Genomic DNA, 23,175 nt, shown 5'->3' on the forward strand with positions numbered 1-23,175 from the left:
GGATGTGGGGCATTGCAGGCGCACTGCGCGCGAAAGGCGTGATCGGCATGAACCAGCGCAACAGCCGCTACATCGGCCGCTACAACGACCGACGGCTGTATCCGTTGGTGGACGACAAGCTGCAGACCAAGCTGCTCGCCACCCAACACGGCATCACCTCGCCGGCGCTGATCGGCACCGTGCATTCGCAGTTCGAGGTGCGCGGAGTGGCCAGCATGGTCGCGATGCGGCCTGGTTTCGTCATCAAGCCGGCCAAGGGCAGCAGCGGCAAGGGCATTCTGGTGGTAGAACGCATCGACGGCGACGAGTACGTCAAACCCAGCGGCGCACGCATCGGGCGGGATGATCTCGAACGCCACGTCTCGAACATCCTGTCCGGGCTGTATTCGCTTGGCGGCTCACCGGACGTGGCCATTGTCGAAACGCTGATCAACTTCGACGAGCGCTTTGCCGACTACACCTTCGAAGGCGTGCCGGACATCCGCGTGATCGTGTTTCGCGGCTACCCGCTGATGTCGATGATGCGGCTGTCCACCGCCGCCTCCGACGGCAAGGCCAACCTGCATCAGGGCGCGGTCGGCGTCGGGCTGGACATCGGCAGCGGCACGGCCGTGCGCGCGGTGCAGTTCGACCGCCCGTGCTCGGCGCATCCGGATACCGGGCGAGAAGTCGCCTCATTGCGCATCCCGGACTGGGACACCCTGCTGAAGCTGTCCGCGGCGTGCTATGAAATGACCGGCCTGGGCTATCTCGGTGCTGATCTGGCGCTGGACCGCGATCTCGGCCCGATGCTGCTGGAGCTCAACGCCCGGCCCGGCCTGGCCATCCAGATGGCCAACGGCGAGGGGCTCAGAGGCCGGCTGGACCTGATCGAAGCCCAGCCCGAAGGCCGCAACGTGGAAGAGCGCGTGGCTTTCTCGGTGAAGCATTTCAACCGCAGCACGCACGCCATAGCGGCCTAAGTCCGCCTAGCCGCGCACCACGAACAGCAGCGCCGACAGCGTCACCACCGAAAACAGCGTAGAGATGAACACCGTCGACGCGGTGCTGGCCAGACACACCTGATAGCGCTGCGCGAACAGATACGGCGTGACGCCGGCCGGCAGCGCCGCCAGCGTCACTGCCACCACCACCCACAGCTCGGGCACGTCGAACACCTGTGTGGCGAGCAGCCACACCAGCAACGGATGCACCAGCGTCTTGAGCGCCACCACCGCCAAGGGCTCGCGCAGGTTACCGGACAGCTTGTAGCGCGTCAGCGAAGCACCCAGCGCGAACAGCGCGCACGGCGCAGCGGCGGCGCCGATGCCCTTGGCGATGGAATCCACCGGCCCCGGCAGCGGGAAATCTGCCATCGCGAACACCAGGCCTGCGGTCAGCCCCCAGATGATGGGCGTGCCCACCACCCCCTTGAACAGCGTCCACAGCAGTGTGCCGACGCTCTGCCCCTCTCCGCGCGAAGCCTCGATCAGGATGGTGGTCGGCGGCAGCAGCACCAGGCTGTGGCAGGCGATCAGCGCGAACAGCGGCAGCGCCGCGTCCGGGCCGTAGGCCGTGATGACCAGCGGAATGCCCAGCATGGCGGTGTTGGAGAAGCTCGCGCCCAGCCCCATCACGCCCTGCTCGTCGAGGCGGCGCGCAAAAAACTGCCGCCCCACCAGCATGGCCGCGCCGAAGGCCAGCGCGGTGCCGCCGAAATACGACAGCAGGTAACCCCACGGCATGCTGTCGGGGAGGTCGGTCTGCGCGATCGAGCGGAACAGCATCAGCGGCATCGCGAAGTTGAACACGAACACCGACAAACCACGGTTGGCCGCCTCGTCGAACACCCCGAAGCGCGCCGCGGCGTAGCCGATGCCGAGCGTGCCGAAGATGGGGAGGATGATGCCGACGATGATGTCCACGCGCCCTCCTACGCAGCCAGCGCATCCAGCCGCGGCACCGCCGCCAGCAGCTTGCGTGTGTATTCGTGTTGCGGATCGGCCAGCACCTCGACCGTGCGGCCTGTCTCGACCAGTTTGCCGGCATGCATCACGGCCATGCGGTCGGACAGGTATTCCACCACGCCCATGTTGTGGGTGATGAACAGCATGCCCAGCCCCTCCTCGTCGACGAGTCGGCGCAACAGCTTGAGGATGCCGGCCTGCACCGAGACGTCGAGGGCCGAGGTGATCTCGTCGCACACGATGAAGCGCGGTTCGAGCACCAGCGCACGGGCAATGGCCAGACGCTGTCGCTGGCCGCCGGAGAATTCGTGCGGATAGCGCCACAGGCTGTCGGTGGGCATCTCGACGCGTTCAAGCAATGCGGCTGCGCGGGCTCGGCGTTCGTCGTCGCTCGCGCCAATGCCGTGTACGCGCATCGGCTCGATCAGCGTGGTAGCGATCGGCAGGCGCGGGTTGAGGCTGGAGCCGGGGTCCTGGAACACCACCTGCATGCGACGGCGCAGGGCGCGCATGTCGTTGCCGGACAGATGCGTGATGTCCTGCCCTTCCAGCGCCAGCGTGCCGGCGGTGGGTTCGATCAGGCGCAGCAGCGCGCGGCCCAGCGTGGTCTTGCCACAGCCCGATTCGCCGACCAGCGCGACGACCTCGCCGGGGTGCACGTCCAGGCTCACGCCATCGACCGCGCGGAAGTGATCGACCACGCGCCGCAACAGGCCGCGCCGTACCGGGAAATGCACTGCCAGATCGCGCACCTCGACCAGCGGCGCGGCACGCGCCTCGCCGCGCACGATGCGCGGCAGGCGTTCGGGCAACGCGGCAATCAGGCTCTGCGTGTATTCGTGGGTGGGATTGCGCAGCACCTCCGCAACCGGCCCGCATTCCACCAGTTTGCCGTGGCGCATCACGCCCACTGTGTCTGCAATGCGCGCAACCACGCCGAAATCGTGCGTAATGAACAGCATGCCCATGCCGCGCCGCTGCTGCAGCTCGCGCATCAGGCGCAGGATCTCGGCCTGCACGGTCACATCCAGCGCAGTAGTCGGCTCATCCGCAATCAGCAGCGCCGGTTCGCAGATCAGCGCCATGGCGATCATCACACGCTGGCGCTGCCCGCCCGAAAGACGGTGCGGGTATTCGCGCATGCGGCTGGCGGCATCGGGGATGCGCACTTCTTCGAGTGCCGCGCGGATGCGCTCGGCGCGCCCGTCCACGCCCAGTTCCGGGCGGTGAAGCTGCAGCACCTCGTCGAGCTGTTCGGCAATCGTCATCACCGGGTTCAGCGAGGTCATCGGCTCCTGGAAGATCATGCCGATGCGCCCGCCTCGCACACCGGTCATCACCTCATCGTCGGCGCCTAGCAGTTGTACGCCGGTTTCGGCTTCGTCATACAGATGCACCTCGCCGGCCGGATGGCGATGCCGCGCATAGGGCAGCAGCCCCATCACCGACAGCGCGCTGACGGACTTGCCGCTGCCGGATTCGCCGACCAGACAGAAGGTCTCGCCGCGTTTGATCTCCAGGCTGACGCCATCCACGGCGCGCATCCAGTGCTCGCCGTCGGACAGTTCGGTGACGAGATCGCGGATTTCCAGCAGCCGGCTCATGCGCGCTTGCCTCGCCGCTGGGTGTGCGGATCCACCGCGTCGCGCAGCGCCTCGCCGACGAGGTTGTAGGCGAACACGGTGAGGAAGATGGCGCCGCCCGGGAACACCGCCAGCCACCAGTTGAAGGTCGAAGACTGCACGGCCTGGTTGAGCAACTGACCCCACGACGGATCATCCACGAGCCCCAGCCCGAGAAAGGACAGCGTGGTCTCGGCAAGGATGGCCGAAGCCACACCGAAGCTCGCCGCAACCAGCAGCGGCGCCACGCCGTTGGGCAGCATGTGGCGGAACAGGATGGAGGGGAGCGGCAGACCGCAAGCGATGGCCGCCTGCACGAAATCCTGCTCACGCAGGCGCAGGAACTCGGCGCGCACGTAGCGTGCGTAGCCCGACCATGAGGTGATGCCGATGATGATCATCATCATCCAGATCGAGCGCCCGAAAAACGCCACGAAGGTCAGCAGCAGGAACAGCGTGGGGATGGCCTCGAAGATCTCGACCAGGCGCATGCCGATGATGTCCATCACGCCCGAGAAATAGCCCATCAGCCCGCCGATGATAGTGCCGATGACCAGCGCGATGCCGGTGGCGATGAAGCCGATACCGAGCGCGATGCGCGTGGCCTCGATCATGCGCGCGGCCACGTCGGCGCCGCTGTCTTCGGTGCCGAACCAGTGCGTGCGCCCGTCCTCGCCCTTGAGCGGCGCCTCGATGCCGGTGTCGCCGTAGTCGCGCAGGTAGTCCTTGGCGGAATACGGAATCGGCGCACGCACGATGCTGTCCACCCGCCCCGCCTTTTCCAGCTCACGGTACTGCTCATACACCACCAGCGGCGGCGGAACGACCGTGGCCCAGGCCGTGGCTCCGACCACAGCCACCGCGACGAACCAGCCCGCAAAGCGCAGAAACACCGGTCCGCGCAGACGCCATGCGACGATGGCCAGCGGCAGGCCGGCCAGCCAGGTCACGTCAATGGCCTGCAGATGGCTGAAGGCCGGAAAACGCGCTTCGCCATCGACCACCATGTATAGCGGATGGCTGTTGGCCAGAAAAGGCGCGAAGGCAGCCACCAGCACCAGCAAACCGATCCACGCCAGCCCCAGGCGCACCGAAGTGCGCAGCAGCAGCGCGCCGAGCACCTGCGACGACCACGAAGGCGACGGTTTCAAGGTGGCGCTCCGCTCAGTCATAACTCACCCGCGGATCAGCCATGGCGTAGGCGATGTCGGCCAGCAGATAGCCGGCCAGCGTCAGCAAGCCGGAGACCAGCGTCACCGACAACACCAGCTCGCGGTCTCGCGTCTGCACCGCCTCGATGGCGAGTTTGCCCATGCCGTCGATGGAAAACAGGCTCTCGATGATCACCGAACCGGCCAGCAGGCTGGGCAGCAGCGTGGCCGATACCGTGATAAGCGGCAGCAGCGAATTGCGGAAGACGTGGCGCCACAGAACCGTCTCCTCGTCCACGCCTTTGGCGCGCGCGGTGCGCGCGTAGTCAGCGGCGAGGTTCTCCAGCAGCGACGAACGCGTGAGCTTGGCCAGGAAGGCCAGCCCGCCGTAGGACAGCGCGACCACCGGCAACACCAGATGCCAGGCGCGGTCGAACAGGTAGCCGGCCTGCAGCACCTGCACGCCGGCCGCTCGCGCCACCACCACACCGAGCACCAGACCCAGCCCGCCCGCAATCGCGATGCGCAGCGCCGTACCCGGAATGCCCGCCAGCGCGCCCAGCAAGCCCGCGCCAGCAAGTGTCAGCAGCACATGCAACAGGCCCGGCGCCCATCCGGCCAGATCAGCCGCCATGGCGTAACCCAACACCGCACCCAACACCGCCCCGCCGATATTGCGTGTGCGCGGCACAGCCGTGGCCACCGCCCACACCAGCAGCGAAGTGCACAGCGCGACGATGAGCAGCATCAGCAACACGCCGGAACCGCTCGCCAGCCAGGGCAGGAAGGTCTGATCCACAGCCTCGCGCCGCACCAGGCCTCCGGTCGGAAACCAGCGCCAGTACTGCTCCGATGCCAGAAAGCCGATGGCCAGCACACCGGCCAGCATGGTCGGCACCGACCACAAGCCGAGCAGCACGATGTTGGAGGCCACATCGAAGCGCCCGCCTCGCGTTCGGGCGGCCTGCACGCCGATGGCAATCGCAACCGCGTAGATCAACGGGATCGACAGCAGATTGAGCAGCAAGGTGATCGGCAGACGCTCGGCCAGCAGATCGGTGACCGGGCGGCCGTAGCGGAAGCTGAGACCGAGGTCGGGCCCCTTGGTAAAGGAGAAGTCGCCCAGCGTGCCGTCGGCCTCACGCTCGAAGCCGATCGGCGAGATATTGTTGAGCCAGCGCAGATACTGCACCGGCGCTGGCTGATCGAGCCCGTAGAGCTTGTTGTAGTAGTCCTCCAGCGCTTTGCGCGCTTCGGGCTCGATGTTGTTGCCGTCGACCAGCGACTGCGCCGTGAGCCCGCCGGGGGCCGCAGCCATCACGACGAACACGACCAATGTGATGCCGAGCAGGGTCGGCACCATCAACAGCGCGCGGCGCAGCAGGTAGTTGAGCATGCCCCGCTTACCTGCGCCGCTGCTGTGCCGCCGGCACCCAGATCTCCACCGGCACCGCCATCAGGTTCAGGCCCAGCGCGGTGTTTTCCAGCCCGGCAATGCGCTGGTCGATGAAGGCCAGGGTCTTGCGTCGGAACAGGAAGGTGTAGGGCTGATCCGTCACCAGTTCGCGCTCGGCCTGGCGCCACAAGGCCATGCGACGGTCCTCGTCCACCTCGGCACGAGCGGCGTCGATGAGTCGGTCGAGCTCAGCATTGCGGTAGGTGGTGAAGTTGTCACCCCCATCGACGATCTGGCTGGAGTGGAAAATCTGGAAGATGTCGGTCTCGACGCCGGACGTCCAGCCAAGCGTGATGGCGTCAAAATCCTTGCGGTTGATGTTGTCCAGCATCACCGACCACTCGGTCGGGCGCGGCTTCATGACGATGCCTGCACGCGCATACAGGTCACGCAGGAACAGCACCATGCGTCGGGTGTCCTCGCTGTCCTGGAAGAAGGTCAACTCGAACTCGAAGGGCTTGCCGTCTTCGCCCTCGAGAATGCCGTCGCCGTTGCGGTCGGCAAAACCGGCTTCGGCGAGCAAGGCCTGCGCGCGTTCGACATCGTGCGGGATCGGCATCAGTGCCACGTCATGCTGCTTGGAGCGCGGATTGAAAGGGCTCACCGCGCGCTCGGCATAGCCCAGATAAACCTCTTCGATGACGCGCTCCACATCCGTGAGGTGGGTCATCGCCAAGCGCACGCGCGGGTCGGCAAAGCGCGTCGGCTGTCCGGCACGCTCCTGGTTCCAGGCGATGTAGCTGTAGCCCGCCGTCGGACTCATGTATTCGAAATGATGACTGCGCTCGGCCAGCGCGGTGTCGTCGAGCAGTTGCTGATATTCGCGCGGGCGGGCGCTGTAGAGGTCGATGTCCTGGTTGCGGAAGGTTGTCAGACGGGCACTGTCGTTCTCGATCACGCGCCACACAATGCGGTCGAGAGGCGGATCTACCGGCCCCCAATAACGCGGATTGCGCTCCAGCTCAACGCGCCCCTGATCCGGCGTCCAGCTCTCGGGGTCGGCCAGGCGATAGGGGCCGGAGCCGAGCAGCAGACCGCGACTCTCGTTGAACGTGCGGGGATCGTCCAGAAAACGCCGATAGAAATGCTCGGGCAGTATCTCCATGCCACCCGCCAGTTGCAGGCTGTTGAAATACGGCTCGGCAAACACGAATTCGACGGTGTAGTCGTCGAGCGCGGTTACCCGCTGGACCTTTGCGAGGTAGGCGCGGTGGCGGGGTGCGGCAATGACCTCGTTCATGATGAACTCGAAGCTGAAGGCCACGTCGTGCGCCGTCAGCGGTTCGCCATCGGAAAAGCTCACGTCGCGCTTGAGGCGGAAGGTGATCGTCAGCCCGTCATCGGAGATGGCCCAGTCCTGTGCGATCAGGCCCTGCCATTCCAGCGTGTCGGGGTCGCGCGACAGCAGCGACTCGATCACGTAGTTCTGCACCTCGGTCGCGTAGGCGTCGCTGGACACCAGCGGCGTGATGGTCTTCAGGCCCGTACCGAAGGCCAGCATCAGCCAGTCGCCCGACGCATGATCGGGATTGGCTGCGGCACGGCGAGCACGGGTAAAGGCGTCAGACCCCGAACTGGCGCCGGAAAAAGCACCGGACGCGCCCGGCGCGCTGCGGAATTCGGCGTTGCGCAGGCTCTCTTCCAGATCCCGCAACAGACCGCGCGTACGGCGGATGTCCTCGGCCTGCTCCTGCATCACGCGCGTCATGTCGCCCATACGCTGCCACTGGCGGTCGATCTGGATCATGACCAGCACGATCAGCGCCGCGATGACGCTGAAAGCCACCCAGAACATCCAGCGTGCCGTACCCGTTCCGTTCTTCATACCGTTTGTCCGAAGCCCCGATAGTCGCGCATCGGACAAACTTTAACGCAATTCGTGCCGGGCGCCGGGCCCCTTGATTGACGTACCATCAGGACTCTTGCAGCCGACCACGGAACACCCCGCAATGCTCCGCCCCAGCCTCCTCGCCGCCGCCCTGATCACCGCTCTGCCGGCTGCCCACGCCGACGACGCCTTCCGCGCCTGCCTCGCTGACTTGCGCGGCGAGGCCGCCAAGCGCGGCGTGCAGGCCGAGACCTTCGACCGCCACACTTCGGCGCTCGAACCGGACATGGACGTCATCGCCCTGCTCGACCGCCAACCCGAGTTCACGACCCCGATCTGGGATTACATGGCCGGCCTGGTGGACGAAGAACGCGTGCGCGACGGTCGCGCCATGCTGGAACGCTGGAGCAAGGAACTGGCCGTGATCGAGCGCGATTACGGCGTGGATCGCGCCGTGGTGGTGGCGGTATGGGGCGTGGAGAGCAACTACGGCGGCAGCTTCGGCAAACGTCCGGTGGTGCGCTCGCTCGCCACGCTGTCGTGCATCGGACGGCGCCAGAGCTATTTCCGTGGCGAACTGTTCCATGCGCTGAAGATCCTCGAGGACGGTCATATTGAACCGGAGGCCTTCAACGGCTCGTGGGCCGGCGCCTTCGGCCACACCCAGTTCATGCCCTCGACCTTCAACCGCATCGCAGTGGATTTCGACGGCGACGGCCGGCGTGACCTGATGGGCAACGCGGCCGACGCACTGGCCTCGACTGCCAACTACCTCGCCCGTTCGAACTGGCTCAGTGGCGAGCCCTGGGGCTTCGAGGTCAAGCTGCCGGCAGGCTTTGACGCCTCCACCGCCGGCCGCCGCAGCAAGCAGGCCATGAGCGAATGGGCCCGACGCGGGGTACGCAAGGTCGATGGTTCACCGCTGCCAAGCGGCACAACCTCGACCGCGCTGCTGCTGCCCGCCGGCCCCGAGGGCCCGGTCTTCATGGTCACGCGCAACTTCGACGCGATCTTTTCCTACAACGCGGCGGAGAGCTACGCGCTGGCCATCGCCCATCTGGCCGACCGCATCCGCGGCGGTGCGCCCTTCGTCACACCGTGGCCAACCGACGACCCCGGCCTGTCGCGTGTCGAACGCCGTGAAGTGCAGGAATTGCTGATCGCGCGCGGCCACGACATCGGCGCGGTAGACGGCATGATCGGCACCAACACCCGCCGCGTTATCCAGGAGATCCAGCCCGAACTCGGGCTGGAAGCGGATGGCCGTGCAGGCAAGAAACTGCTGAAAGCGCTCAGACAGTCGCGTCGGTAAGTCCTGAGGACTCAGCCCTCGCGACCCTTGCCCAGCATGGCCGCCACACGCGACGGATCGCAATTGAGATAGGCCGAAGATTGCAGCCAATCCTGGTCGGGGTACCACGCAAACACGAACTGCCCGCCCTTGAGCGTATCGACCACGGTGCGGGCAATTTCCTGACGCACTGCCGGGCAACCCTGACTGCGGCCGATGCGGCCCTGCCTGGTGATCCACGACGGATCGACGTAATCCGCACCGTGGATCACGATGGCGCGTTCGCGCGCCCGGTCGTTCACCCCCGGCTCCAACCCGTCCATGCGCAGCGAGTAGCCATGCTTGCCGTGATAGGTCTCGGCCGCACGGAACAGCCCAAGGCTGGACTGATGGCTACCGATCACGTTGGAAAATGCCGTGGCCTGGTTGTCGCCCGACTTGTTGCCATGCGCAACATAGTCCGCCAGCAACAATTCACGCTTTGACAGGTCGAATATCCATAACCTGCGTTCGGAGGATGGCAGCGAATAATCGATGACCGCCAGACGCTGGGCCGGCTCGGCCCCATGGCTGACGGCGCACTGCATGGCCGACACGGCGTGCTGCAGGACCTGACGGTCCAGCGCTGGAGCGCGTGCGGAAAGCTCCGCCACAACGGATCCGGCCACCGTCGGCACGGCCTGCACCTGCGCGCACAAGGCAAAAGCACTCCCTGCTGCCAGCAGTTGCCGGCCGATCCGTTTGAGCATGCGCCCGCATCTCCCTGAGTCTCGAGTCCTGGGCAGACCCGCTACCGGACCCGTCAGGCAAGATTGCCAGCGGATCGCAGGCGAGAGGATGGCGACAAGTCACATGCAATTCAAGCCCTGGAAGGCACTGATTTGGAACAACTCTTGTATCGATTTCTGAGCGGAACCCTGCCGTTGTGCATGGCGCTGTCGCTGTGGAGCACGCCCCTGGCGGCTTCCGGGCAGTTCGAGGAGGCCTTGGCGAGCTTTGAGGTTCTGACTGCGCAACAGTCCGTGTGGTCTGTTCCAGGACGGCTGGCGGCCCTCGACAGCGCGCTCGCGGACCTGCGCGATGACGGTCTCGAGCCGGACGACTACGGCCTCGCCGCGCTGCGCCGGGCGTCGCGCATGCAGTCCGCCTGCGTCGAAACACTGGCCACAACGGCCTATCTGCGCGCGCTCGACGATCTCGCGCACGGCCGGCTGCAGCAAGCCGACGTCGAGCCCTTGTGGCGCACCGACCCGACCGCAACGGGCATCACGGCCACCGCTCTGGCGCAGCATGCCGCAGCGGGGCTGCAGGACATCTCCACAGCCTTCGCGACCCTGCGGCCGACACAGCCGGTGTATGCGGCGCTGCGCCAGCACCTCGCTGACTTGCGCACCGACGTCGCCACGCCGGAGCCGGCCCGCCTGCCCGACGCCATTACCTTGCGCGCAGGCGTTCGCCACCCGGCGGTCGAGCTGCTGCGCGAACGCCTCACCCGCCACGGCTTCACGTCGGAACTGCCGGACATGGGCGACTTCTTCGATGTCGGCCTGGCAGAAACACTGATCCGCTTCCAGTACACACATGGCCTGCAGCCGGACGGCGTGCTGGGCCAAGCCACGCGTGCCATGCTCAACCTCAGCCTGCAGCAGCGCATTGACCGCAGCCGCGCCAATCTGGAACGCTGGCGCTGGCTGGCTCGCGAGTTCCTGCCCACGCAAGTACGCGTGGATGTCGCCGGCGCCGAACTGCGCTACCTGCGCGATGGAGCGCTGCGCTGGAGCGCGCGCGTGCAGGTCGGGCGCAGCGAACGTGCCACGCCGCTGCTGCATTCGAGCCTGAGTTACATCACGCTGAATCCGCCGTGGGTGGTGCCGCCCACCATTCTGCGCAAGGACAAGCTGCCCGCCATTCGCGCCAACCCGCAGGTGCTGCACGACAGCGGCCTGCGCGTGTTCGACCGGCACGGCGCCGAACTCGACCCGGCCGGCATCGACTGGAACGCGCCCGGCCCGATCACACTGCGACAAGACCCCGGCCCGAACAATGCACTGGGCCAGGTCGCACTGCGTTTCGCCAACCCGTTTTCCATCTACCTGCACGACACGCCCAGCCAGACGCAGTTCGCAAGTTGGCAGCGCACCTTCAGTTCCGGCTGCGTGCGCGTCGAGGGGGCGGTGGAACTGGCCGGGCTACTGCTGGCCGACGCTTCCGGCATCCCCCCGGAAGCGGTCTCAACGACGCTTGGCAGTGGCCAGACACGCAACCTGCGCCTGCATAATCCGGTACCAATTCTGATCGCCTACTGGACCGCTGAGATCGATGCCGACGGCGCGCTGGGCTGGCGCCCCGACAGCTATGGGCACGACATGGCGATTGCCGCTGCGCTTGATCAGGCATCACCCCACCCGCTGCCTCAGTGCGGGTGGTGAGGCTTGCAATCGGGAGCGCCGCCCCCACATGCATTGGAAGTGGTCGGTTTGACCGCCGCGCGTGCCGGCCTCACGATGGCGGCCGCAGCCCATCGTCCGAAACGGAGTTTTCCATGCAACAAGACCCGCGCAGCCGCTACACCCTGACCGGCAAACCGCCCGGCATCCTGACTCGCGTCTTCGCGGTGGTCGCGGCGGTGGCCATCACCATCGTCGGCCTGATGTTCTCGGTAGTGGTGTTCGCCATCGCGCTGGGCGTGGGCGCCGTCGTGGCGATCTGGCTGTGGTGGAAGATGCGCACGCTGCGCAAGCAGATGGAGCAGGACCCGCGCTTTCAGGAAATGCGCCGCCAGCAGCAAGCTCAGGACAGCGAGGTGATCGAAGGGGTGGTCATCCGCGAAGTACACGAAGAGCGGCGCGAAGGCCGCGACTGAACACGCCTACCCGAAACGGCGCAGCTCGAACACTTCCGCCAGTACGCCATCAAAGCCAGCCTCACGTGCGACAGCACGATTGACCTCCAGCACCCGGGTATCGAAACCCGCGCCGCGCGTGCGCAGGTTGCGTGACTGCTGCGAGTCATGCAGGCGCAGCAGCCGCGCCTTCCACTCCGCTTCCTCGGCTCCGAACAGCGTATAGACGTCCTCGCGCATGGCCAGCGTCTTGGCGTCACGGTTGAGCCACGCCCATACCTGCAAGCCCTCGGCCAAGGCGATGGCCTCGAACATCGACCAGGTGCGGCGGTGCGCGGTGTTGCTGTCTTCGCCATGCGGCATGAAGACACAGTGCGGCGCGGCCGCCGCCAGAAAACCCGCGACACGCTGGCGATTGGCCTCGTCCTCGCGCTGATGGCCGCGTTCGTCCTCATCCAGACGCAGAAAATGCAGATTCCCGGCCGGCAGCCCGAAGGCCGTGCAACTGGCGCGCTGCTCGGCCTCACGCAGGACGGCCTTGTCCTCCACGCTGCTGGCGCCCCGATAACCGTCCTCGACGCCGGAGGCGCCGGTGGTCAGCACGGCGAGGTGAATCGTCCAGCCCAGGCGCGCGAAACGCTGCAGGCTCACGGCAATTGCGTCGAAGTCGTCGGGATGTGGCGCGAGCACCGCAAGCCGCCCGCTGGTCGGCAGGGCCAGCGCGTCGAAACTGAGCGGCAGCGTACCGCCGAGCGCCCGATCCAGCGCCTCCATCACCATCATGCGGTGTTCAGGCCGACTGCTGCCACAGACCGATCAGCGCATCGCGGTGACGCGCGAGCTCGGCAACGGCCACTTCGATCACCGGGCCACTGATGGTGTGACCGGCATAACTGGCCTTGAGCCGCAAGCCGGCGCCGGGCACCTCGATGGCGACCTCGGGCTGACCGGGCAGCAAGCGCTTCTGACGGTCGTGCGACTCGATCATGACGCTGCCGTTGGTCAGGTTCAGCGTGGCGTCCAGCGTACCGGGCTGTTCGGAGGTCAACACGGCATGCACCACACCCGGCACCAGCCGGAATTCGTTGGCCAGCGCCAGCGCGTGACGGCGCGCGGTCTTGATCTGCTCATCGGGCTTCTCGGGCAGTTTGCCGGCCACACGGCCGGCCAGCCGGCGCAGTTCGTCGTCGGTGAGGTGAGGCGCCGCTGCAACCAGCAATTCGCGGTCGATCTCGGCCGTCGACAGATCGACGCTGGCCACCACCGCATGAGATTGCTGCACGATCGAAACCCCGACCCGTGCAAGCTGCTTGGCGGCAATCGTGGGCAAGCCCTGCAACACCATCGAACCGAGGGCATCGGAAAGGCTGCGCTGCAAGGCCTCGGCATCGGCCGCAGCCATCTGCTCGGGCACGGCCAGCTGGAAATCAAACTGCAATTGCAGACGTACGGCGGGAGGTTTCATGCTGGGCGATTCTCCATGACGCTGCGACTATGCCGCATCCGGGCCAAGGCGCAAAGCCTGCCGCAGTGGACCGCCTGTTCAGCGCTGCTCCGCCGGCGAAAACATGATCACGTGCTAGACGGTCTTGAGGCAGTTGCGCCCGGCGGACTTGGCCCGGCGTAGCGCAACGTCAGCGCGGTTGATGGTATCCGACGGCGTTTCACCGACCCGATGCTCGGTCACACCGAAACTGACGGTGATCCGGATACGCTCCCCGCCATGCCCGAAGTGCGCTGCTTCAACCGCAGCACGCACGCGTTCGCACACCGTCATGGCGGTAGTCAGCGCCGACTCGGGCAGCACGATCACGAATTCCTCGCCGCCCCAGCGGGCAAACAGGTCGTAGTCGCGCAGCGTGGCGCGCACGACCTCGGCCACGCGGCACAGGACCTCGTCACCCGCATCGTGGCCGTGGAAATCGTTGACCTGCTTGAAGCGGTCAACGTCGAGCACCGCCAGCGAGAACACGGCGCCGACACGCCGGACGCGCTCGACTTCCTCGCGCAGACGCTCGCTCATGTAGCGGCGGTTGCCGATGCCGGTGAGCGGGTCGCGCAGGGTCAGCGCCTTGAGCTCTTCGTTCAGATGCAGCAACTGGCTCTGATAACGGTCGGAGATACGTGCGAGCTTTTCGAGCCGCATGATCTGGCGGTCGTACTCGCGGATCAGGTCGAGATTCTGCGTGCGCGAGACGTTGTGATAGCCATCGGAAATGCGCACCAGCTTCTCCAGCCGGCCGCGCTGCTCCTCGTTCTGGGCGAGCAGCTCGCGCAGAACGGAACGCATGGGATTGTCAGCCTGAGCGGGGTCTTCGAGCAGCGCGAGTGCGCGCACGACCAGCTCCTGCTCGTTCTGGCTCAACGGAAACAAGACGTCAGGCATCGTCCTTCTCGATGTCGAACGGGAAGGTGCAGTCTTCGCGGAACTCGGCTGCCAGATCGGCCACACGCTCGTTCTGCGGATCGTGATACCAGCGCACGGCGACCGCACGACCCGCACGGTGCGCGTCTTCGAGCATGTCGAAGATATCCATCATGGCCTTGACCGAGCTGGTATTCATGTACATCAGGCGCAAATCCAGCCGCAGCGGGCGATCCGAGCCGGCCAGATAGCGCTCGATCCAGTCGATCACGCTGCCGAAGAATTCGTAGGAATTCTCGGGAAAGGAATCGCCCGCCAGGCTCAACACGCCCTCCGCCCATTGGCCGACAACCGAGGGGGTGGATTGAGTGGGTTCGATGTTCAGTTCGTTCATCGTCAAGTTATCCATTGGCGTTCCGTCAGATCACCGCGCGCACGCTGAAGAACACGCGTTCTCCACCGAGGTCGGAAAGGGTTGCCGCGAGCGGTTGAGAGGACTTGCGGGCGACGTCGATCAGGCCCAGTCCGGCTCCGCTCAGCGCGCCCTCCTCGCGCGGCTTGCGCAATTGTTCCTTGTAGGCCGCCTTGAGCTCGACCTTGTCCATCCCCGCCAGAATCCGGACGCGATCAAGCAGCGCCACGCCGTCCGCGCGCTCGACCAGGTTGCCGGCCTGCACGGCGTAGCGGCCGTCGTCTTCACGCGCCACGACCACCGTCACCGCGCTGTCGGTCTCGTCGTACCCACGCGACTTGCTGTAATGGCGGATGTTCTGCGTCAGCTCGATATACACGCCGAACACATCCATTACCGCAGATGGCTGCACCTGCTCGGCGGTGAGGTAGTTGCGCAAGGCGTTGCCGAGCTCCTCGATAAGGCCGTGCGAGATCGGGCCGTTGAAGCACAACAGGATGCGTCGTCGCGTAAATTGATCGCGCAGGTCGAACAGGTCGATGGCATTCATGGCGGGGCCGTTCAGTCCAGTCGGAAGGATAGTATCGTGATGTCGTCACGCTGCGCGAACTCGCCGCGGTACGCTTCGAGCGCTTCGTCGAGTTCTCCGGCCTGTTCAGCCATCGGCAGCGCCGCAACCGTGCGCAGCAGCTCGGCAAAACGTGTATTGCCGAAACCGAAGCCGCGCTCGCCACCCGCCTGATCGAGGAAACCGTCGGTCGCCAGATAGCAGCTGGTGTTTGGCGCCAGGGTCAGTTCGGCGTCCTGGTAGTCGCCACGCTTGCGATCGCCGATGGCGCGGCGGTGGCCGCGCACCTCGCCGGATTCCTGGCCATCACTCCAGTACAGCGAAATCTTGGCGCCCGAGAAGCGCATGCGCCGCGCGGCACGATCGATGCACACAATGCCGGCATCCATGTTGGTGGCAATGCCCTTGGGCAGATCGAAATCCGACAGCATGGCGCGCATTGCATCGTCGGTATGACGCAGGATGGCCGCCGGTGAATCCATGCCTTCCTGCTCGATCGCCAGATCGATGGCGGTACGCGCCAACATCGTCATCAAGGCTCCCGGCACGCCATGGCCGGCGCAGTCGACCACCCCGATCAGCCAGCGATCGCCGTCCGAGCGAAACACGTAGAAATCGCCGCCGACCACGTCCCGTGGACGCCACAGGATGAAGTGACCGTCGCCCAGCTCGCGCAGGATCTGGCGGTCAGGCAAGGTCGCACGCTGGATCACGCTGGCGTAGTCGATGGAGGCGCGGATCTGACGATGCGCATCTTCCATCTCGCGGTTGCTGCGCTCAAGCTCGGCGGTGCGGTCGCGCACCTGGCTTTCGAGCTGTTCGGTATGCGTACGCACCTGATCGGCCATGCTGCCGAAGGCGCGGCTCAGATCACCGATCTCGTCGCTTGACGCCGCCGGCAGCGACACGTCGTAGCGACCGCGCGCAATCTCGGTGGCCGAACGGCGCAAGCTGCGCAGGGGCTCCAGCACCATGCGGTCAACCGCCCACGCCGACAGGCCGAGCAGCAACAGCACGACCACTGCAATGCCGATCACCACGGTCTGCACCCAGCCGCCCTCAAGCACTTCGGCGACATTCAGATCCACCGCGGTAACGATGTACCACCCCAGTTCCGGCGCATGCGCAACGGCCAGCAACTGGTCGCGGCCGCCCACCTCGGCGTGCAGGGTCTGCACACTGCCGGGCGTCGCGCCAGCGCGCGACATCGCCTCACGCACGGCCTTGCGATCGTCTTCACGGACGAACAGGCGCTCCAGGCCGTCGGCCTCGTCAGCCAGACCGGCCGCCGAACCGAAAGCAATCAGCGAGGCATCGGGGTGAGCCTGGATGGTGCCGGATTCATCGAGGATGATCGGCGTCACGCCCGGCTCGTCTACGGCCAAGAAGGCACGGATGAACTCGCCCAGGTCGAGGCCGGTGCCGGCCAGACCGATGCGGCGCTCGCCGTCGGTCACGACGACGTTCAACCACACGCGGGTGGTGCCCAGCGCCTCGTCCGGATTGACATTGATGTTGTAGGGCGCCTCACCGGCCATGGTGTTGAAGAACCAGGCGTCCTTTGGCGCGTCGGGGTCAAGTACGTAGCGCGGGGAGTCGCTCCAGGGCTCGCTCTCGGCGTTGTAGTAGTAGTTGCCGCTGAGCGCGCTGATCAGGAAATAGGAACGGCTGCTGAAATCGGCCCGGTAGCCCTCGGCCTCACGGAAGAAGATGTCCTTGTGCGCGGTGCTGGCCTCGTCGACCAGCCACTGGCGCGTCAGCTCCGAGCCGGCCAGCCGGGTGGACAGCGCGAGATCGCGCGCCACCGGGGCAACGATCTTCTGCAGATTGAGCTGCGTGAAGTTGCGCGCATAGGCCTCGCCGAAATGACTGCGCACCCCGTCCAGCAACTGCCAACCGACCAGCACTGCCGGCACCAGTGCCAGCAGGCAGGCGAAGAGCAGCGCGACCATGGATTTTCCGCGCAAGCCCATCACCAGTGACGCCATGCAAACACTCCTTAAAACCGCAGGCATGCCCTGCGGATATCCACCCCTTCAGGATGGTCAATTGGCGGCGACTGTAGCACAGCCCCTGTTACGTCCGAACCAGCAGCCCGGGCTCGACGCAAAACGGGCGCCCGCGGGCGCCCGTCTATCCGCAAGCCTTTGTTCAGGAGAACGGACGCGGATCCTCAACCGAAACACGGTACTGGTGAGTGATCCTCTCCTCACCCTCTTCCGGCTCCGGCAGCTCCTGCAGAAAACGCGCATCAAGCGGCGCCATGTACAGCGGACGACGATTGCCGTCCGGCATGTCCTGCCACTCGAACACGACGTAATGGCCACCGGCAAAATCGATCATGTCGAGCGTGAACATCCCGATCATCGAGCCCCCACGGGACACCAGGCAGCGTACTTTGGAAACATCCATTTGGAATTCCTTGCAGCCCCGCCGAAGCGAATTCGGCGGCGCAAAAACGGATTGAACATGCAGCCCGGATAGCACTTCCCGACCGGGCCGGAACAGGCAGGAAACCCCGCCCGCAAAGGAAGGCGCACGTTATCAGATGCCCGCCCGACGGTCCACCGCAGCGCCCGCAGCACGGAGTGAAGCACTGTTGACCTAGCTCAAGACTCCGGCATCCTCCATGCGTAAGCTGCTTGAAAGATCCCGCAACATGCAACGAAGTCGCGCAGGGCTAGAATACAAACCAGAAGCAGGCGATCTGCGCTACGCTGGCTTCATAAGACCAACTCAATAGGAGACCTATCATGCACGCAGCTGAAATCATGACCCGCAACGTCATCACCGCGAGCCCGAAGACCGAGGTGCGCGAGATCGTCGATTTGATGATCAAGAATCGCATCAGTGCGGTTCCGGTCGTGGACGACGGAGGTCGCGTCATCGGTATGGTCAGCGAGGGCGATCTGATGCGCCGCGTCGAGAACAACACGGACCGCCGTGATTCGTGGTGGCTGTCCGCACTGTTCTCCGCTCGCAACGATGTCGATGCATACGTCAAATCCCGCGGCCGTCGCGCCGAGGATGTGATGACGCGCGACCCGATCTGCATCAGCGAGGACACCCCGCTGTACAAGATCGCCCAGACCCTGGAGAAGAACCACATCAAGCGCACACCGGTCGTCACCGGCGGCAAGCTGGTCGGCATTGTCAGCCGCTCCAACCTGCTGCAGGGCTTCTCGACGATGCAGAAGGACGCTCCGGCAGGCGCGGCCGACGACAAGACCATCCGCAGTGCCATCGTCAAGGAAATGGAAGACAAGCTCGACATTTCCGAGAACAGCACCAACGTGGTGGTGGTCGGCGGCGTCGTGACGCTGTGGGGTCTGGTGCAGAGCGAAGCCCAGAAGAAGGGTGCTGCCATCGCCGCCGAGAACACGGCAGGGGTGAAGGCGGTGCACAACAATCTGAGCGTCTCGCCGACGCAGATCGGTTCCTACTGATCGGGGCTTGCTGAGCACCAAACGGCCGCCTGCGGGCGGCCGTTTTATTTTGGGCTGCGTTTTCAGCGCACGATGCGCAGCGTGCTGCCGGCGGCTCCGGCCACCACTTCCAACCGCACGTCCATGCGTTCGCGCAGCTCGGCCACATGCGAAATCACGCCCACCAGACGCCCTGCCTGTTGCAGGTCGATCAGCGTGCGAAGCGCAAAATCCAGGCTCTCCGGGTCGAGCGTGCCGAAGCCCTCGTCAATGAACAGCGTCTCCATGCGGATGCCGCCTGAGCGCGACTGCACCACGTCGGCCAGTCCCAGCGCCAACGACAGCGAAGCCAGAAAGCCCTCCCCGCCCGACAGCGTGGCCGCCGGCCGGCTGGTGCCGGTGTAGTGATCGAAGACTTCCAGCTCCAGCCCGCCCGCACTGCGCAGGTCGGTCACTCCACGCACACGGCGCAGCTCGAAACGATTGCGGCTCATGCGCGTGAGGCGTAGCGACGCGGCCTCCAGCACTTCTTCCAGCAAAGTCGCCAGCACAAAACGCTGAAAGGTCATGCGCAGCGGGTTGTTGCCGGCGGCGACCTCGGCCAGCCGGCCGAGCACGGCGTACTGACGCTCGACCTCGCCTGCGGCCTCGGCCAGCTCGGCGATGGCCTTGAGCGTTCCATCCGCGGCCTCGACACGCCCCGCCGCTTCATGGATTGCACGCAAGGCCGCCTCCAGCGCCTGCGCGGCCTCGTTGGTCGCCAGCTGCAGCGCTTCCAGGTCCGGCGGCTGCAAGCCCTCGGCCGCGGCCTGTGCGCGCACGAGACGCGCCGAAATGGCCGCGCGGGATTCGTCATGCGCATGAATGGCGGTAGCCATGCCTTCCATTGCATCGGGCGCACGCAGCACCGCGCGCCAGGCGGCCTCGTCCGCAAAACCGGCCTGCACCAGCGCAGCCGCAAAGCGGGCCTGGGCGGCCTCGGCGTCCGTGCGCGCACGACCGAGCTCGGCCTGCGCGCCCTGCTCCGCTGCGCGCGTGGCGGCGAGCGCATTCTCGGCGCGCTTGGCTGAGTCGGTGACCTGCACCAGTGCTGAGTCGAGCGCCTTGCGCTGAACGCTCACCCTTTCCGTCTCGGCCTGCAGGCGCGCCGGTTCACGCAAGGCCTCCGGCACGGCCTGCTGCAACACGCGCAGATCGGCAGCCGCTTCGGTCAGTTCACGCTCAGCCGTAGTCAGTTCGAGCTTGCGCTGCGCCAGCGCGGCCTCCAGATCGCGCAGCGTCTGCTCGATCTGCGGCAAACCGCCGTCGAGTTCGGCCAGGCGTCGCGCGGCATTCCGCGCGGTCAGCAACTCCGCCTGCAGCGCTGCAGGATCGGGCGGTGCGTCTTGCGGCGCCTGCGCGCCGCGCTGCAATTCCTCGACCACGGCACGCTGCTCTGCGGCCAGCTTGTCGGCCGCATGACGCTGGGCCAGCACCGCATCGCGTGCCGCAGCCGCGGCGCGCACGGCGTCGCGTGCGCTGCGCAGGGCGGCCTCCGATACATCGTCCGTCTGCACTGCAGGCGCCGGATGATCCGTGCTGCCGCACACCGGACACGTCGCACCGACCTCCAATGCCGCAGCCAGTCGCCCGGCTTGCGCCGCGACCCATGCATGCTCAATGTCATCCAGCCTGCGCTGCGCCTCGCCTTGCACGGTTTCGGCCTTTGTCACGGCGTCGACAGCCCGAGCCAATTCGGCCTCGGACTGCGCCAGGGTCTTGCGCGCCTTGTCGAGCCGATCCAGCCTTTCCTGCAAAACGCTGGCTTCTCGCAGCCGATGCTCCAGCATCTCGACACGCGCCGCCTGCACGGCAACCTGCTCACGCGCCGCGCGATGTTTCTGTGCGCGCTCGTGTTGCGCAACCAGCGCCTGCTCGGCCTGCGTGCTGGCGACCTGACCCGCCTCGCACCGCTTGTGCGCGACGGCCTGTTTCGATTGCGCCCCGGCCAGTTCCATCACCGGCTTTACCAGCGCTTCGAGTTCGCGCTGACGCACGGCCAGGGTTTCGCGTTCCGGTGCGCGAGCGGTCTCGATGGCGAGTCTGGCTTCGGCATCGGTGTGCGCCCGCGTCGCCTCATCGAGTTTTGTGATCCATTCGCGGTGGCGCCTGCCCGCGTCTTCGGCAGCACGGGCAGCCTGCGTGCGTACTTCCTCCAGCGCACACAGGGCAGCGGCTTTGCGCGCGGCATCGAGTTCGCGGCGCTGCGCGTCGATGGCATGCGCCGCCTCGCCCAGCGTGCGTTCGGCCTGCATGGCTTCGTCGCGCTCCTTGAGCACGTTGGCCACCGTGCGACCGCGATCCAGCGCCGCGCGGGCGGCAGCATCGCCCTCGCGAGCAGGCGCCTCGCCCGCTTGCAGGCGGGCATGCTCGGCTGCGAGTTCGGCGCGCTGCGCAGTCAGGGCTTCCAGCGTGTCGTGACCGGCGTGGCGCAGCAGCTCGTCCCGCCGCGTGCGGTTGTCACGCCCGGCCTCCTCCAGCGCGCGGGCGCGGCGCTTGAGCTCGTCGGCCAAGGCGCGGCAGATTTCGGTGCGGAACAGGGTCTGCAGGATGGCCTCACGCTCATCCGAGCGCGCCACCAGCAGTTCGCGGAAACGCCCCTGCGGCAGCACGATGACCTGGCGGAACTGCGCGCTGTCGAAGCCGAGCAGCTCGCGCGCAGCCTCGGTAACTTTTTGCGGCTGGGAAGCGACGTTCTTCCAGTCGGCACCGACCAGGCGGTCGAGCTGCGCCTCAGGCTTGGCCTCGACCATGCCCTCACCGCGCTTCTTCGGGCGCTGCTGCGCGGGAGCGCGCGTGACGCGGTAGCGCTCGGGGCCGAGCGAGAACTCCAGTTCGACTTCGGTCGCCAGATCCTGCGGCGCGTGATCGCTGCGCATCGCACGGGCTTCACGCTCACCGCCGGAAGTGTCGCCGTACAGTGCAAAGCAGATGGCGTCGAGCAGGGTGGTCTTGCCGGCGCCGGTCGGGCCGTGGATCAGGAACAGCGCGCGCGCTCCGAGCAGCGTGAAGTCGACGCGCTCACGCCCGGCAAATGGCCCGAAGGCCTGCATGGTGAGGACCAGCGGCTTCACGGCACTTCCCTCCGCGCATCGGCAAGGGCCTGCAGTGAAGCGTCGAGGGCGTCGGATGCGACGGGATCCAGCGCGTCACCCGCCACCTCACGGAAGAAGTCGCCGAACAACGTACGCGTATCCAGCTCGCGGGCACGCGCCGGACCGACAGCGGCTGCGCCCGAGTGGGCCAGCACGGTACGTTCGCAGCCGAGCACGTTGGGATAGACCTCACGCAGCTTCGCCATCGGATCGAGCAGCGCGCCGCGGTCATGCAGGCTGGCAAACACGTAGTCCTCGCGCGCGGCGTCCGAGCGTGCAGCGGCCAGCACTTCGTCCAGCGTGCCGGACACGCGGCGCAGGTCGCGGCGCGGCGACAGCGCGATCTGCTCGATTTTCAACGCGCCCGGCGCGCCCAGCTCGACCAGCGACACGCTCTTGGCGTGGTCGGCCTCGGACAGCGAGTATTTCAGCAGCGAACCGGAATAGCGCACGTGATCCGCGCCGGCCCGCTGCGGCCGATGCAGGTGGCCCAGCGCGACGTAGTCAAAACCGGCAAACAGCGCGGCATCCACGGCCCCGCTGCCGCCGATGGAGAGCGGTCGCTCGGATTCGCTCTCTGCCCCGCCGGCGACGAAGGCATGGGCCACCAGCACCGAGCGTGCGCCGGCCGGATGCGCAACCCGCACGCGTTCGAGCAGCGCGGCCATCGCCGCCTCATGCCCGGCAATGTCGGCCGCCAGCGCATCGCGCACTGCGGCCGGCTCGGCATACGGCAAGGGATGAACGACCACGCGGCCCCAGGCGTCGTCAAAGCACACACCGGCCTGCGGCGCGTCGATGCGCCCGGCAATGGTCAGCCCGTTCGCAGCGAGCAGGCGCGCGCCGAAGCCGAGGCGGTCCGGACTGTCGTGGTTGCCGGCGATCATCACCACCGGCACACCTTCGCCGAGCACGATGCGTGACAGCGTGTCGTCGAGCAGGCTCACCGCCTCGGCGGGCGGCACGGCGCGGTCGTAGACGTCACCGGCAATCAGCACCGCATCGGGCTTTGCGTCGCGCACCAGCGCCACGAACTGGTCGAGTACGTGGGCCTGATCCTCGACCAGCGAACAGCCGTGGAAGATGCGGCCGAGGTGCCAGTCGGCGGTGTGCAGAAAACGCAAGGCGGGGCCTC

The 23,175-nt window shown here is 66.4% G+C and carries 20 protein-coding genes; 5 read left to right on the forward strand and 15 right to left on the reverse strand.

Annotation, left to right across the window (positions count from 1 at the left end; genetic code table 11):
* Window positions 1–2: 2 nt before the first annotated feature.
* Window positions 3–962, forward strand: a complete 960-nt coding sequence (locus tag AC6H0R_RS03560; RefSeq protein WP_497579965.1) for an alpha-L-glutamate ligase-like protein — start codon at window positions 3–5, stop codon at window positions 960–962.
* A gap of 6 nt (window positions 963–968) precedes the next feature.
* Here the strand turns inward: AC6H0R_RS03560 and AC6H0R_RS03565 are convergent, their stop codons facing one another.
* From AC6H0R_RS03565 to AC6H0R_RS03585, 5 genes are read right to left on the reverse strand one after another with little or no spacing between them, the layout of a single operon-like run.
* Window positions 969–1,904 (reverse strand): AEC family transporter, encoded by a 936-nt coding sequence (locus tag AC6H0R_RS03565; protein ID WP_497579966.1) that lies wholly within the window; start codon window positions 1,902–1,904, stop codon window positions 969–971.
* An 8-nt stretch (window positions 1,905–1,912) separates the two neighbouring features.
* The gene (locus AC6H0R_RS03570; RefSeq protein ID WP_497579967.1) at window positions 1,913–3,550 is read right to left on the reverse strand and encodes an ABC transporter ATP-binding protein; all 1,638 of its coding nucleotides are present in this window, start codon (window positions 3,548–3,550) and stop codon (window positions 1,913–1,915) included.
* Window positions 3,547–4,719, reverse strand: coding sequence for an ABC transporter permease (locus AC6H0R_RS03575; RefSeq protein WP_497579968.1), 1,173 nt, complete (start codon window positions 4,717–4,719; stop codon window positions 3,547–3,549). The genes AC6H0R_RS03570 and AC6H0R_RS03575 overlap by 4 nt, the downstream gene beginning before the upstream one ends.
* A gap of 13 nt (window positions 4,720–4,732) precedes the next feature.
* Window positions 4,733–6,115 carry an ABC transporter permease gene (locus AC6H0R_RS03580; RefSeq protein ID WP_497579969.1) on the reverse strand — a complete coding sequence of 461 codons (1,383 nt, stop codon included), beginning with the start codon at window positions 6,113–6,115 and terminating at the stop codon, window positions 4,733–4,735.
* Window positions 6,116–6,122: 7 nt separating this feature from the next.
* On the reverse strand, window positions 6,123–8,000 hold the full coding sequence (locus AC6H0R_RS03585) for a peptide-binding protein (protein WP_497579970.1): 1,878 nt from the start codon (window positions 7,998–8,000) through the stop codon (window positions 6,123–6,125).
* A 124-nt stretch (window positions 8,001–8,124) separates the two neighbouring features.
* On the opposite strand from AC6H0R_RS03585, the gene AC6H0R_RS03590 reads away from it, so the two are divergent.
* Window positions 8,125–9,315, forward strand: a complete 1,191-nt coding sequence (locus AC6H0R_RS03590) for a lytic murein transglycosylase (RefSeq protein ID WP_497579971.1) — start codon at window positions 8,125–8,127, stop codon at window positions 9,313–9,315.
* 11 nt (window positions 9,316–9,326) lie between these two features.
* On the opposite strand, the gene AC6H0R_RS03595 is transcribed toward AC6H0R_RS03590, so the two are convergent.
* Window positions 9,327–10,043 carry a murein L,D-transpeptidase catalytic domain family protein gene (locus AC6H0R_RS03595; RefSeq protein WP_497579972.1) on the reverse strand — a complete coding sequence of 239 codons (717 nt, stop codon included), beginning with the start codon at window positions 10,041–10,043 and terminating at the stop codon, window positions 9,327–9,329.
* Between the two features lie 144 nt (window positions 10,044–10,187).
* Between AC6H0R_RS03595 and AC6H0R_RS03600 the strand changes: the two genes are divergently transcribed.
* Window positions 10,188–11,723 carry a L,D-transpeptidase family protein gene (locus tag AC6H0R_RS03600; RefSeq protein ID WP_497579973.1) on the forward strand — a complete coding sequence of 512 codons (1,536 nt, stop codon included), beginning with the start codon at window positions 10,188–10,190 and terminating at the stop codon, window positions 11,721–11,723.
* Window positions 11,724–11,836: 113 nt separating this feature from the next.
* A complete protein-coding gene (locus tag AC6H0R_RS03605; RefSeq protein ID WP_497579974.1) occupies window positions 11,837–12,157 on the forward strand; it encodes a hypothetical protein in 321 nt (106 codons plus the stop codon).
* A gap of 6 nt (window positions 12,158–12,163) precedes the next feature.
* On the opposite strand, the gene AC6H0R_RS03610 is transcribed toward AC6H0R_RS03605, so the two are convergent.
* From AC6H0R_RS03610 to AC6H0R_RS03640, 7 genes are all read right to left on the reverse strand, one after another.
* Window positions 12,164–12,919 carry a PIG-L deacetylase family protein gene (locus AC6H0R_RS03610; RefSeq protein WP_497579975.1) on the reverse strand — a complete coding sequence of 252 codons (756 nt, stop codon included), beginning with the start codon at window positions 12,917–12,919 and terminating at the stop codon, window positions 12,164–12,166.
* Window positions 12,920–12,926: 7 nt separating this feature from the next.
* Window positions 12,927–13,601 (reverse strand): hypothetical protein, encoded by a 675-nt coding sequence (locus tag AC6H0R_RS03615; RefSeq protein ID WP_497579976.1) that lies wholly within the window; start codon window positions 13,599–13,601, stop codon window positions 12,927–12,929.
* Between the two features lie 114 nt (window positions 13,602–13,715).
* Complete coding sequence (gene siaD, locus AC6H0R_RS03620) at window positions 13,716–14,522, reverse strand: biofilm regulation diguanylate cyclase SiaD (RefSeq protein WP_497579977.1); 807 nt, start codon at window positions 14,520–14,522, stop codon at window positions 13,716–13,718.
* Entirely contained in the window at window positions 14,515–14,895 is a 381-nt protein-coding gene (siaC, locus tag AC6H0R_RS03625) for a biofilm regulation phosphoprotein SiaC (protein ID WP_497579978.1), read from the reverse strand. The genes siaD and siaC overlap by 8 nt, the downstream gene beginning before the upstream one ends.
* Before the next feature lie 25 nt (window positions 14,896–14,920).
* On the reverse strand, window positions 14,921–15,463 hold the full coding sequence (siaB, locus tag AC6H0R_RS03630; protein ID WP_497579979.1) for a biofilm regulation protein kinase SiaB: 543 nt from the start codon (window positions 15,461–15,463) through the stop codon (window positions 14,921–14,923).
* Window positions 15,464–15,474: 11 nt separating this feature from the next.
* Window positions 15,475–17,469, reverse strand: coding sequence for a biofilm regulation protein phosphatase SiaA (gene siaA / locus AC6H0R_RS03635; protein ID WP_497579980.1), 1,995 nt, complete (start codon window positions 17,467–17,469; stop codon window positions 15,475–15,477).
* A 163-nt stretch (window positions 17,470–17,632) separates the two neighbouring features.
* Window positions 17,633–17,893, reverse strand: a complete 261-nt coding sequence (locus AC6H0R_RS03640) for a hypothetical protein (RefSeq protein WP_497579981.1) — start codon at window positions 17,891–17,893, stop codon at window positions 17,633–17,635.
* 341 nt (window positions 17,894–18,234) lie between these two features.
* Here AC6H0R_RS03640 and AC6H0R_RS03645 point away from each other — a divergent pair, with 341 nt between their 5' ends.
* Window positions 18,235–18,927 carry a CBS domain-containing protein gene (locus AC6H0R_RS03645; protein WP_497579982.1) on the forward strand — a complete coding sequence of 231 codons (693 nt, stop codon included), beginning with the start codon at window positions 18,235–18,237 and terminating at the stop codon, window positions 18,925–18,927.
* 62 nt (window positions 18,928–18,989) lie between these two features.
* Here AC6H0R_RS03645 and AC6H0R_RS03650 read toward each other — a convergent pair whose 3' ends face one another.
* Both AC6H0R_RS03650 and AC6H0R_RS03655 read right to left on the reverse strand, forming a co-directional pair.
* Window positions 18,990–22,019 carry an AAA family ATPase gene (locus AC6H0R_RS03650; RefSeq protein ID WP_497579983.1) on the reverse strand — a complete coding sequence of 1,010 codons (3,030 nt, stop codon included), beginning with the start codon at window positions 22,017–22,019 and terminating at the stop codon, window positions 18,990–18,992.
* A complete protein-coding gene (locus AC6H0R_RS03655; protein WP_497579984.1) occupies window positions 22,016–23,164 on the reverse strand; it encodes an exonuclease SbcCD subunit D in 1,149 nt (382 codons plus the stop codon). The genes AC6H0R_RS03650 and AC6H0R_RS03655 overlap by 4 nt, the downstream gene beginning before the upstream one ends.
* Window positions 23,165–23,175 lie beyond the last annotated feature (11 nt).

It is taken from the genome of Pseudazoarcus sp. NS36 (assembly GCF_059703705.1).